Here is a 10,986-nt window from a genome sequence, read left to right as displayed (position 1 = left end):
CGATCACTCGAAGACGTGTTTGAAACGGCGCTCGGCCAACCGACTGCAGCCCACCACGATCACCAGGTTGGCGATCAGCAGCAGCACGGCGATGGCAGCGCCCAGCGGCCAGTTCAGCGAACCGAGGAACTCGTCGTAGGCGGCCGTGGCGACCACCTTGAGGCGACGTCCGCCGATGATCGCGGGGGTGGCGAAGGCCGAGGCCGCCAGAGCGAAGACGATGATCGAGCCCGAGAGGATTCCCGGCACGATCTGCGGCAGCACCACCCGCCTGAAGGTCGTCATCCGCGAGGCGCCCAGCGACAGGCCGGCCTGCTCCACCTGCAGATCGAGCTTTTGCAGGCTGGCCCAGACGGCGATCACCATGAAGGGCACCAGCACATGGGTCAGCGCCAGCACGACCCCGAACTGGGTGAACATCATGCGGATCGGAAAATCGATGATGCCCAGCGCCTGCAACGCCTGGTTGATCAGCCCGTTGTTGCCCAGCAGGATGGCCCACCCCAGGGTGCGCACGACGACCGAGATGAGCAGCGGACCGAGCACCACCAGCAGGAACAGCGACCGCCAGGGTGCGCGCATGCGGGCGATAATGAGGGTCTCCGGCACGCCGATCAGGACCGAGCAGACGGTGACGGCGAGCGCCATGCCGCCGGTGCGCAGGAAGATCTCGTGGAAATAATCGTCGCCGAACACCTCCAGGTAGTTGGCGAGCGAGTACACCGGGATCACGCCCTTCGTATCGCTGAACAGGTTCAACGACAGCATGGCCGTGAGCACCAGTGGGGCCGCCAGCAGGGTCAGGAACACGAGGAGCGCAGGCCCGGTCAGCAGCCAGGGGGCGCTGCCGACGCGCTCGGCATCATAGGTGGCCATGGGACACCTCCCGGCCGAGCAGCCGCAGGTCGTCGTCCAGCCAGGTCAGGCCCACCTGCTCCCCTTCCAGCGGCGGTGGCGCACCGAGGTTCGGTTGCGTCAGATTCACCGGCCCCAGGGGGCTCTCGACACCGATCAGCCAGAGGTTGCCCAGGAACACCCGCATGCGCACCGTGCCGCGCAAGCGCGCTTCGGCAGGATCGGTCAGGCGGATCTTTTCCGGACGCAGGTAGACGTTTACATCGCCGTCGAACTGATGCCCCTCATGAGGGACATGCAGCATCAGGCCATCGACCTTGACTTCGTAGCAGCGTGGCTTGCGGTTGTGGACGGCACCGGGGAAGGCATTGGTCTTGCCCAGGAAGCTCGAGGCGAAGGGCGACTGGGGTCGCTCGTAGGTCTCGAACGGCGAACCTATCTGCACGATGCGCCCGCCGTGCATCACCGCGATGCGATCGCTCATGGTCATCGCCTCCACCTGGTCGTGGGTGACCAGGATGGTGGTGATACCCAGGTCGCGCTGGATGGCGCGCAACTCGATGTGCATGTCCTCGCGCAACTTGGCGTCGAGGTTCGACATCGGCTCGTCCAGCAGCAACAGGTCCGGGCGGATCGCCAGCGCGCGGGCGATGGCCACCCGCTGACGCTGCCCGCCGGACAGGGCCTTGGGATAGCGCTCGCCCAGGCCCTGCAGCCGAACCATATCGAGCGCCGACTTCACTCGCTCCCCTCTGTCGCTACGCGACACGCCGCGCATCTCCAGGCCGAAGCTGACGTTCTCGGCCACGGTCATGTGGGGGAACAGGGCATAGCTCTGGAACACCATTCCCAGTCCGCGCTTCTCCGGGCGGACATGGGTGATGTCACGCCCGTCCAGCACGATGCGCCCGGCTGTGGGCTGCACGAAGCCGGCAACGCTCTGCAGCGTCGTGGTCTTGCCGCACCCCGAAGGGCCGAGCAAGGACAGAAATTCGCCTTTCTCTACCGCGAGGTCGAGCCCGGCGATGGCGGTGAAGTCACCATAGGTTTTGACGAGGCCGTCGAGGATCAGGAAAGCCATGGGCATGCCTCCGGCGCTCACGAGGGCGTGATCGCTGTTCGTCCAAGGGAGGTGGGAGCGACCGGTTTCTAGGGAAAAACCAGCCACTCGATCATTGAGCGAGTCGGAACCGGACGATGGCGAAATGGACTCACGGCTTGTTGCTGCAGCAGGTAGAGAAGTAACCCGAAGGCGCCCTCCTCTCCAGTTGCAATCCCGCTGTCACTTCATCGCCGTCTGGCCGATACGCCTTTTACCGCTCGATGGTCCTGTTCCAGCGCGTCGTCCACTCGGAACGCTTCTGGTTGATGGTGTCCCAATCGACCTTGAGCAGGCTGTCGACCTTTTCCTGTCCGTAGGGCATACGGTCAGCCAGTTCTGACGGCAGCTTCACCGTGCGATTCACCGGCGCGAAGCCGTTGCTTTCGGACTGAATCTTCTGGATTTCCGGCGACAGCACGTACTGAATGAATTGCTGGGAGAGTTCGGACTGCGCATTGGGCGTGACGGCGCAGGCGGCGACCTGGAGGGCTACGGCGCCCTCCTTCGGATAGATGAACTTGAGCGGAAAGCTGGTGTTCTGCAGCGCTACCGCACGGCCACTGCCGTACACCGCCATGAGCACATCACCGTTCTGCATCATCCCGTCCATCTCGCCCGGCGCACTCACCCAGGCCAGCACGTTTGGCGCGATCTTCTTCTCGAACACCGCGAAGCCCGGATCGATGTCTTTCTCGCCGCCGCCATTCAGCCGCGCCATCTCGATCAGCGAATGCAGGCCGTAGGTATTGGTGATCGGCGGCATGCCCAGCAGCTGCCGGTACTTCGGATCTTCAAGATCGGTCCAGGACGTCGGAGCCGCCCAACCGCGCTTCTTGAAGGCTTCTTCGTTGTAGCCGATCCCCGTGGCGACCATACCCACTGCCGTGGCCTCGGGACTCAGACGCGCCAGGGGATACAGGTCCTGATAGACAGGCGCATCCGTGAGCTTTTCGCAGAACCCTAGTTGCAGTGCCTGGTACATGGGGCCATCGTCCATCATGGCGACGTTGATCTGCTGCCGCCCTTTCTGCGCCTGCAACTTGGCCAGCGTTTCAGTCGAGTTGCCCGATACATACACGACCTTCACCCCATGCGCCTTTTCGAAGGCGGGAATGACGCGGGTCTTGTACATCTGCTCGGTTGAACCGCCGACGCCCGCGACATACAGCGTCGTTTCGGCGTGAGCGGGAAGCGTCATGCCGGTGCCGGCTGCGGCCAACAGCAGCGCGGACAGACCCTGACGCAAGGAGATGGATGAGGTACGGGCGAGATACGGACTGGTCACGGGCAATGCTCCCTTTTTTGCGTTGCGGCAGATCGAGAACGTCGTGAGGACACGACCGGAAGATCTAGGCATCCGCCTCCGAGGACATCGCGGTAACCGCCATTCGGAAACGCTTTCTTTTTATGGGGCCATTTGGCTTGTGACCGAGTATTGTCAGCCTAAACCCATAGGGTCAAATACGAAGGTACGGGTTAAGTATTCATATTTGATATGGAGAGCTCGGTTGAATCTCAGACAGATCGAGGCCTTTCGCAGCGTGATGCGTCTAGGCTCCATGACCGCGGCCGCCGAAGCCCTGCACACCTCGCAGCCCAACGTCAGCCGTCTGATCGCGCAGCTGGAGCTGAGTACCGGACTCAAATTGTTCGAGCGCGCCGGGGTAAGGCTAATACCCACAAAAGAAGGCAGCGCCTTCTTCCAGGAAGTGGAGCGGGCCTATGTGGGGCTGGATAGCCTGCGCCAATCGGCCAAGAACATCCGCAACCTTGGTACCGGCCGACTGCGTATCGCCGCTGTGCCGTCCACCGGACTCACGCTCATCCCACACGTTATCAAGGACTTCGTCGCGACCCGCCCAGAGTTGACCGTTTCCCTGCACATGAACGCCTCGCCCACCGTGGTGCAGTGGGTGCAGTCTCAATTTTGCGATCTAGGCGTAGTAGTCCAGCCCAGCGACGCCGGTCCTCTGGAAACGCTGCTCATCACCCGGCTCCGCGCCGTCTGCGTCCTGCCGCCAGGCCATCGCCTAGCGTCACGAGAGGTCATCAACGCTCAGGATCTCCACGGCGAGAACTTCGTCTCCCTCTGCCATGGCGACGGCACTCGCGAGCAGATGGACAGGGTCTTCGAACAGGCCGGTGTCGAACGCAAGCTCGCCGTGGAAGGCCAGTACAGCTCCATCACCTGCGAGATGGTCGCCGCCGGCATGGGCGCCGCCCTCATGAGCCCGAACGTCGCCCAAGACTTCTTGCACAAGGGCATCACCATCCACCGTTTCGAGCCTGAGCTGCTGTTTCCGGTCTACGTGGTTGCTCCCGCGGGGACAGGTCAAACGCCGCTGGCGACAGACTTTATTCAGGCATTACAAAAGCACTATGCAACGCACTATCCACACTGAGGGCTGATTTCAATACACCTCTACTCACCAGTGGGAGCATCTTGGTCGCCATCGTGAGTATCGCCAAGCGCACCAAGCTGCTTAACAAAACTCGTGTTGGTTTGCCATAAATAGTCAGCAGGATATGAGGCCATTCATTCGACTAGCTGCTGCTAATGACCTATTGCAGAGTTGGACGTCATAGACAGACCGAGGGAGGGACAGCTTTAAACCCCTTTCCCAACAGCTAGACGCTTGGTTCTGCGGCTGCACGCTCTTGCATGGGACAAAGGCCGATGGCCGCGGCACAAAAATAGTAGGCACAAAATCAAGTGTCCTTGAGTGGCTGACCCATACTGCAGTTGAGCTAGAGCGACCTAACGCTCGTGCTTCGAACATCGAAGTACGGCAAAGGCCCGCAATCCGCGCATAAGGATGCTCCAAAAGATGTTTGGCACCTGCCTCGCAGGCACTGGCCATTCTCAATGACGGTCATAACCTTTGCACACACACGAGGAGACCACATGGCTATCAATGCAGAACTCAAAGCTGAAATCTTGCGCCGCCTGTATCACTCGCATCCGGAAGGCCTGGGTAACGAAATTCTCGACAACCATCACGGCGAAGAGGCCGTCATGGATGTCCTTCAGGACCTGCAAGAACATGGACTTATCCAGAAAGGCCATCTGTCGGTAGACACTCAAGGACAGCGTGCTCTAACGCCGCCCATAAAGCTGACGTCTGCGGGGGCGGATGTAGCAAAGGACATTGAGTGATCAGAAGGGCCCAACCCTATCGTGGGCCCTTCTCCATCAAGCGTGCTCATTCAGCAAGAACGTCTGATCGAAAATGACTGGCCGCCTGATCGCTGCACGGGCTCTGGGATACTTCCTAACCTGGCATCGACGGCAGTTAGGCTTCAGCAGAGAAAAGAAGGTATCAGCAGACGCAGCGACACCGCGCCTCGGAGGCTTTTCTGCACTTTACGGACCTTCAAGATTTAGCAGGACTCATGCGCCTGGTCGACTTAGCTACCAGCCGGCAGCCTCATCTCAGACCCGGATTCTGGTTGGCCCCATGCGTGACCGCCTGGATATGAACACAACCACTGATAGATCTTATCTCAGCGCAGAAACGAAAAAGGCCCAAGCCACTAAGTGCTTGAGCCTTCTCGTTAATTTGGTCGGGACGGAGTGATTCGAACACTCGACCCCTTGCACCCCATGCAAGTGCGCTACCAGGCTGCGCTACGCCCCGACTGTGTTCCTCTAGGGAACGGCGTGCATCTTACTGCAACGCTTTGATTAGTGGAAGCTTTTTTTCACTTCTTCAGTACGACGAGGACTTCTTCGAGTTCGCTGATCATCTGGCGGATGAGCTGGTGGTACTGCGAACCCTCGTCGCGGGTCTCGTCGCCCTGGGTGAGACGCTGCCGCGCCCCGCCAATGGTGAAGCCTTCGTTGTACAGCAGCGAGCGGATCTGGCGGATCATCAGCACGTCGTGGCGCTGGTAGTAGCGCCGGTTGCCGCGGCGCTTCACCGGGTTCAGCTGGGGAAATTCCTGTTCCCAGTAGCGCAGCACGTGCGGCTTGACCAGGCAGAGATCGCTCACCTCACCGATGGTGAAGTAGCGCTTGCCCGGTATAACCGGCAGTTCGTCATTATGACTTGGTTCCAGCATAGGCCTCGACCCTGGCTTTGAGTTTCTGCCCGGGGCGGAAAGTCACCACACGGCGCGCCGTGATGGGTATCTCCTCCCCTGTCTTGGGATTGCGTCCGGGGCGCTGGCGCTTGTCGCGCAGGTCGAAGTTGCCGAAACCGGACAACTTGACCTGCTCGTTGCTTTCGAGCGCATGACGAATTTCTTCGAAGAACAGTTCGACCAATTCCTTGGCTTCACGTTTGTTCAGACCGAGCTCCTCAAACAGACGTTCGGCCATCTCAGCTTTCGTCAGGGCCCCCATGCGCTATTTCCTTAAGGTGGCGTTGAACCTTCTTTCCAGAGAAACGAGGATTTTCTGCGTCGTTTCGTTGACTTCTTCATCGGTTAATGTGCGCGATGGATGTTGCAAGGTCAAGCCGATGGCGACGCTTTTTCTATGTGGATCAATGCCTTTGCCTTGGTAGACGTCGAACAGACGCAGCTCCTTGAGGCCTTCTCCCGCGTTTTCGCGGATGTCAGCCAGGAGGTCGCCTGCGGCTACGGTTTCGTCCACCACCAGCGCCAGGTCACGCCGCACTTCGGGGAAGCGCGACAGCTCGCCGAAGCGCGGCAGTCTGCCGGTGGTCAGGGCATCCAACACCAGCTCGAAGAGGAACAGCGGACGATCCACGTCCAGTTCGCGTGCCACTTCCGGATGCAGGGCGCCCAGGTAGCCCACCGGCTGCCCTGCCCTTTCGATCAACGCGGTCTGCCCCGGGTGCAATGCCGGATGTTCGCCTGCGACGAAGCGGAAGTCAGTACCCGCACCCGACTGGGCCAGCAGCGCTTCGACATCGGCCTTGACGTCGAAGAAATCCACCGCCTCACGACCGGACGACCAGCTCTCCGGCAGACGCGAACCACAGACCGCGCCAGCCAGGACATTTTCCTGCACCAGGCCTTCCAGCTGACCGACGAATCTCAGCCCCGACTCGAACAGCCGGACGCGGTCCTGCTGACGGTTGAGGTTGTACTGCACGGCCTTGACCAGCCCCGGCCACAGCGACGAGCGCATGGCGGCCATGTCGGTGGAGATGGGATTGGCCAGCATCACCGGCTGAGCTTCAGGGGCGAACAGACGGAAGGTCTTTTCGTCGATGAAGCTGTAGGTGATGGCTTCCTGGTAACCGCGGGCCACCAGCAGGCGACGCAGTTGGCTCAGCTCGCCTTTGCTCTCGGGCAGGGGCTGCGGCGCCAGGCGTGCCTGGGGGAAGCGAATCGGCAGCTGGTTGTAGCCATAGAGGCGCGCCAGTTCTTCGATCAGGTCCACTTCGATGCTAATGTCGAAACGGTGGCTGGGTACGCCCACCTGCCAGCGACCGGCCTCCAGGCGGGCCACGGCCAGGCCGAGGCCGCTGAGCAGACGCTCGACCTGGGCGTCCTCCAGGGTCAGACCCAGGACGCGCTCGATGCGCTCGGCACGCAGCAGGATCGGCTCGACCTGTGGCAGGTGCTCGGCACTGACCGCCTCGATGACCGGACCCGGTTCGCCGCCCACGATGTCGAGCAGCAGACGGGTCGCTCGCTCCATGGCCTTGCGCGCCAGCTCGAAGTCTACGCCCCGCTCGAAGCGGTGGGAGGAATCGGTGTGCAGGCCATAGGAACGGGCCTTGCCGGCCACGGCGATGGTGTCGAAGAAGGCGCTTTCCAGGAACAGGTCACGGGTCCCGGCGGCCACACCGCTGTGCTCGCCCCCCATGACGCCGGCGATGGCCAGGGCGCGTTCGTGGTCGGCGATCACCAGGGTGTCGTTGCGCAGTTCGATGTCCTGGCCATCCAGTAGCACCAGGCGCTCGCCGGCATCGGCCAGGCGCACGCGGATGCCGCCCTTGATCTGGTCCAGATCGAAGGCATGCATGGGCTGGCCCAGTTCGAGCATCACGTAGTTGGTGACGTCGACGGCGGCGTCGATGCTGCGCACGCCGCTGCGGCGCAGGCGCTCGACCATCCAGTCCGGGGTCGGGCGGGACAGGTCGACGTTCTTGACCACGCGACCCAGGTAGCGCGGGCAAGCCTGGGGAGCCAGCACCTCGACCTCACGGGTCTCCTGGTGCGTAGGCGCTACGGCCTCGACCTGCAGCGGCTCCACTTGAGCGTTGTACAGGGCGCCCACTTCCCGAGCCAGACCGGCGATGGACAGGCAATCGCCACGGTTCGGGGTCAGGTCAACGTCGATGATGGCGTCGTCCAACTGCAGGTAGCTGCGGATGCTCTCGCCCACCGGCGCCGCGGCCGGCAGCTCCAGCAGACCGCTGTTGTCGTCGCTGATGTGCAGTTCGCTGGCCGAGCAGAGCATGCCGTGGGATTCCACGCCGCGCAGCTTGGCCTTCTTGATGGTGAAGTCGCCCGGCAGCGTGGCGCCGACGGTGGCGAAAGGCACCTTCAGGCCTGCGCGCACATTGGGCGCACCGCAGACCACCTGGAAGGATTCCTGACCGTTGCTGACCTGGCAGACGTTGAGCTTGTCGGCATCGGGATGGCGCTCGACGGAGACGACCTCGCCGACGATGACGCCCTGGAAGCGCCCGGCCGCCGCTTCGACGCCGTCCACCTCCAGGCCGGCCATGGACAGCCGGGCAACCAGATCCTCGTGCGTAGCCGCAGGGTTCACCCAGCTACGCAGCCATTGTTCACTGAATTTCATAGGACTCCCGTCTGGCAGCTAGCGGAATTGCGCCAGGAAGCGCAGATCGTTGTCGAAGAAGAGGCGCAGGTCGTTGACCCCGTAGCGCAGCATGGCCAGGCGCTCGGCGCCCATGCCGAAGGCGAAGCCCTGGTACTTCTCCGGATCGATGCCGGCCATGCGCAGGACATTGGGGTGCACCATGCCGCAGCCCAGCACCTCGAGCCAGCGCGAAGCCGGTTCGCCATCGCGACTCGGGCGGCGGATGTCCACCTCGGCCGACGGCTCGGTGAAGGGGAAGTAGGAGGGACGGAAGCGGACTTCCAGCTCTTCCTCGAAGAACTCGCGCAGGAAGGTCACCAGGGTGCTCTTGAGATCGGCGAAGCTGACTTCCTCGTCGATCACCAGGCCTTCGACCTGATGGAACATCGGCGAGTGGGTCTGATCACTGTCGCAACGGTAAACCCGACCCGGGCAGATGATGCGGATCGGCGGCTGCTGGCTCTCCATGGTGCGGATCTGCACCGGCGAGGTGTGGGTGCGCAGCAGCATGTTGGCGTTGAAGTAGAAAGTGTCGTGCATCGCCCGCGCCGGGTGGTGGCCGGGGATGTTGAGCGCTTCGAAGTTATGGTAGTCGTCTTCGATCTCGGGACCGGTGGCGACGCCATAGCCGATGTTGGCGAACAGGCGCTCGATGCGCTCCAGGGTGCGGGTGACCGGATGCAGGCCACCGGAGGCCTGACCACGCCCGGGCAGGGTCACGTCGATGCGTTCCGCGGCGAGGCGAGCGGCCAGGGCGGCCTGCTCCAGCGTCGCCTTGCGGCTGTTGATTGCGTCCTGGACACGTTCCTTGGCGGCGTTGATCAGCGCGCCAGCCTGGGGACGCTCCTCCGCCGTGAGGTGGCCCAGGGTCTTCATGATCTGGGTCAGTTCACCCTTCTTACCCAGGTAGTTGACCCGGAGCTGTTCCAGGGCATTGGTGTCTTCGGTGAGCCGCACGGCCTCCAGGGCTTGGGAGACCAGCGCATCCAGGTTTTCCATCTAGGGACTCCAGATACAAAATAGGGGAAGAGCTATGAGGCTCTTCCCCTATTGATAACGTTGCTTCGCGCCAGAGGCGCGAGATTGCCGGGGGGCTTAAGCCAGCGAAGCTTTAGCTTTCTCGACAATCGCAGCAAACGCCGCTTTTTCGTTCACGGCCAGATCGGCCAGTACCTTGCGGTCGATCTCGATGGCCGCTTTCTTCAAGCCGGCGATCAGACGGCTGTAGGACAGACCGTTGATACGAGCACCAGCGTTGATACGAGCGATCCACAGAGCGCGGAACTGACGCTTCTTCTGACGGCGGTCACGGTAGGCGTATTGGCCTGCCTTGATTACCGCTTGCTTAGCGACGCGGAAGACGCGCGAACGGGCACCGTAGTAGCCTTTTGCGAGCTTCAGGATTTTCTTGTGACGGCGACGAGCGATAACGCCACGCTTAACACGAGCCATGAGTAACTTCCTTTAAATTCTTAACCAGGATTAACGAAGGCGCAGCATGCGCTCGACCTTTTGGACGTCGGATGCATGCATCAGCGACGTACCGCGCAGCTGACGCTTACGCTTGGTGGTCATCTTGGTCAGAATGTGGCTCTTGAAAGCGTGCTTGTGCTTGATGCCACCAGCAGTTTTCACGAAGCGCTTTGCAGCGCCGCTTTTGGTTTTCATCTTTGGCATGTTCGGATACTCCGCATTGAGTGATTACGCATAACAGCAAGGCCTGCCAGTGCCCTGGTAGTTACTTTTTCTTCTTGGGGGCGATGACCATGATGAGTTGGCGTCCTTCCATCTTAGGATGCTGCTCAACGGCGCCGTGTTCGACGAGGTCAGCTTCGACCCGCTTCAACAGCTCCATGCCCAGCTCCTGGTGGGCCATCTCCCGGCCGCGGAATCTCAACGAGACCTTGGCTTTGTCCCCCTCGGTTAGGAAACGTACCAGGTTGCGTAGTTTTACCTGGTAATCCCCTTCTTCCGTCCCTGGACGAAACTTGATTTCTTTGACCTGAGCCTGCTTCTGGTTCTTCTTCGCCGCCGCGACTTGCTTCTTCTTCTCGAAGACGTGCTTGCCGTAGTCCATGATCCGGCAGACCGGAGGTAGGGCGTCGGCAGTGATTTCCACCAGATCCAGCTTGGCGTCTTCAGCAGCCTGCAGGGCCTCCTGGATGGAGACGATGCCTACTTGCTGACCATCGGCGCCAATAAGGCGAACTTCCCGGGCGGTGATATTTTCGTTGATCGGTGCCCGGGGGGCGGCTCGCTTGTCTTGTCTCATGTCACGCTG

Annotated in this window: 12 protein-coding genes and 1 tRNA gene; 2 read left to right on the top strand and 11 right to left on the bottom strand. The window is 61.5% G+C overall.

Annotation, left to right across the window (positions count from 1 at the left end; all coding sequences use genetic code 11):
- Nucleotides 1-3 precede the first annotated feature (3 nt).
- The 3 genes from PVZ77_RS14870 to PVZ77_RS14860 all read right to left on the bottom strand — a co-directional run bounded on the left by PVZ77_RS14870 (nucleotide 4) and on the right by PVZ77_RS14860 (nucleotide 3,242).
- The gene (locus tag PVZ77_RS14870) at nucleotides 4-876 is read right to left on the bottom strand and encodes an ABC transporter permease (protein ID WP_108581394.1); all 873 of its coding nucleotides are present in this window, start codon (nucleotides 874-876) and stop codon (nucleotides 4-6) included.
- The gene (locus tag PVZ77_RS14865; protein ID WP_273809198.1) at nucleotides 863-1,936 is read right to left on the bottom strand and encodes an ABC transporter ATP-binding protein; all 1,074 of its coding nucleotides are present in this window, start codon (nucleotides 1,934-1,936) and stop codon (nucleotides 863-865) included. The genes PVZ77_RS14870 and PVZ77_RS14865 overlap by 14 nt, the downstream gene beginning before the upstream one ends.
- Nucleotides 1,937-2,168: 232 nt before the next feature.
- Entirely contained in the window at nucleotides 2,169-3,242 is a 1,074-nt protein-coding gene (locus tag PVZ77_RS14860) for an ABC transporter substrate-binding protein (RefSeq protein WP_273809196.1), read from the bottom strand.
- 223 nt (nucleotides 3,243-3,465) lie between these two features.
- Between PVZ77_RS14860 and PVZ77_RS14855 the strand changes: the two genes are divergently transcribed.
- Together PVZ77_RS14855 and PVZ77_RS14850 are read left to right on the top strand one after the other, a co-directional pair.
- Entirely contained in the window at nucleotides 3,466-4,359 is an 894-nt protein-coding gene (locus PVZ77_RS14855) for a LysR substrate-binding domain-containing protein (RefSeq protein WP_273809195.1), read from the top strand.
- Between the two features lie 503 nt (nucleotides 4,360-4,862).
- Nucleotides 4,863-5,114, top strand: coding sequence for a hypothetical protein (locus tag PVZ77_RS14850; protein WP_273809194.1), 252 nt, complete (start codon nucleotides 4,863-4,865; stop codon nucleotides 5,112-5,114).
- Between the two features lie 404 nt (nucleotides 5,115-5,518).
- On the opposite strand, the gene PVZ77_RS14845 is transcribed toward PVZ77_RS14850, so the two are convergent.
- The 8 genes from PVZ77_RS14845 to infC all read right to left on the bottom strand — a co-directional run bounded on the left by PVZ77_RS14845 (nucleotide 5,519) and on the right by infC (nucleotide 10,977).
- A tRNA-Pro gene (locus PVZ77_RS14845) sits at nucleotides 5,519-5,595 on the bottom strand.
- A gap of 64 nt (nucleotides 5,596-5,659) precedes the next feature.
- Nucleotides 5,660-6,019, bottom strand: coding sequence for a MerR family transcriptional regulator (locus tag PVZ77_RS14840; RefSeq protein WP_007159195.1), 360 nt, complete (start codon nucleotides 6,017-6,019; stop codon nucleotides 5,660-5,662).
- Entirely contained in the window at nucleotides 6,000-6,302 is a 303-nt protein-coding gene (gene ihfA / locus PVZ77_RS14835) for an integration host factor subunit alpha (RefSeq protein ID WP_007159196.1), read from the bottom strand. The genes PVZ77_RS14840 and ihfA overlap by 20 nt, the downstream gene beginning before the upstream one ends.
- A 3-nt stretch (nucleotides 6,303-6,305) precedes the next feature.
- Nucleotides 6,306-8,684 carry a phenylalanine--tRNA ligase subunit beta gene (pheT, locus tag PVZ77_RS14830; protein WP_273809192.1) on the bottom strand — a complete coding sequence of 793 codons (2,379 nt, stop codon included), beginning with the start codon at nucleotides 8,682-8,684 and terminating at the stop codon, nucleotides 6,306-6,308.
- Nucleotides 8,685-8,702: 18 nt separating this feature from the next.
- Nucleotides 8,703-9,704, bottom strand: coding sequence for a phenylalanine--tRNA ligase subunit alpha (gene pheS / locus PVZ77_RS14825; protein WP_007159198.1), 1,002 nt, complete (start codon nucleotides 9,702-9,704; stop codon nucleotides 8,703-8,705).
- Between the two features lie 96 nt (nucleotides 9,705-9,800).
- The gene (rplT, locus tag PVZ77_RS14820; protein WP_007159199.1) at nucleotides 9,801-10,157 is read right to left on the bottom strand and encodes a 50S ribosomal protein L20; all 357 of its coding nucleotides are present in this window, start codon (nucleotides 10,155-10,157) and stop codon (nucleotides 9,801-9,803) included.
- Nucleotides 10,158-10,187: 30 nt separating this feature from the next.
- Nucleotides 10,188-10,382 carry a 50S ribosomal protein L35 gene (gene rpmI / locus PVZ77_RS14815; RefSeq protein ID WP_007159200.1) on the bottom strand — a complete coding sequence of 65 codons (195 nt, stop codon included), beginning with the start codon at nucleotides 10,380-10,382 and terminating at the stop codon, nucleotides 10,188-10,190.
- A gap of 61 nt (nucleotides 10,383-10,443) precedes the next feature.
- A complete protein-coding gene (gene infC / locus PVZ77_RS14810) occupies nucleotides 10,444-10,977 on the bottom strand; it encodes a translation initiation factor IF-3 (RefSeq protein ID WP_158891979.1) in 534 nt (177 codons plus the stop codon).
- Nucleotides 10,978-10,986: the final 9 nt, after the last annotated feature.

This window comes from Pseudomonas sp. SHLD1 (assembly GCF_028640935.1).
Taxonomy (GTDB): domain Bacteria; phylum Pseudomonadota; class Gammaproteobacteria; order Pseudomonadales; family Pseudomonadaceae; genus Chryseomonas; species Chryseomonas aestiva.
This window is presented reverse-complemented; position numbering and strand designations above follow the sequence as displayed.

Excerpts from the sequence above, each read along its gene's own strand:
- PVZ77_RS14870 (WP_108581394.1), bottom strand. The coding sequence starts at position 876 with ATGGCCACCTATGATGCCGAGCGCGTCGGCAGCGCCCCCTGGCTGCTG.
- PVZ77_RS14865 (WP_273809198.1), bottom strand. The coding sequence starts at position 1,936 with ATGGCTTTCCTGATCCTCGACGGCCTCGTCAAAACCTATGGTGACTTC.
- PVZ77_RS14850 (WP_273809194.1), top strand. The coding sequence starts at position 4,863 with ATGGCTATCAATGCAGAACTCAAAGCTGAAATCTTGCGCCGCCTGTAT.
- PVZ77_RS14840 (WP_007159195.1), bottom strand. The coding sequence starts at position 6,019 with ATGCTGGAACCAAGTCATAATGACGAACTGCCGGTTATACCGGGCAAG.
- ihfA (WP_007159196.1), bottom strand. The coding sequence starts at position 6,302 with ATGGGGGCCCTGACGAAAGCTGAGATGGCCGAACGTCTGTTTGAGGAG.
- pheT (WP_273809192.1), bottom strand. The coding sequence starts at position 8,684 with ATGAAATTCAGTGAACAATGGCTGCGTAGCTGGGTGAACCCTGCGGCT.
- pheS (WP_007159198.1), bottom strand. The coding sequence starts at position 9,704 with ATGGAAAACCTGGATGCGCTGGTCTCCCAAGCCCTGGAGGCCGTGCGG.
- rplT (WP_007159199.1), bottom strand. The coding sequence starts at position 10,157 with ATGGCTCGTGTTAAGCGTGGCGTTATCGCTCGTCGCCGTCACAAGAAA.
- rpmI (WP_007159200.1), bottom strand. The coding sequence starts at position 10,382 with ATGCCAAAGATGAAAACCAAAAGCGGCGCTGCAAAGCGCTTCGTGAAA.
- infC (WP_158891979.1), bottom strand. The coding sequence starts at position 10,977 with ATGAGACAAGACAAGCGAGCCGCCCCCCGGGCACCGATCAACGAAAAT.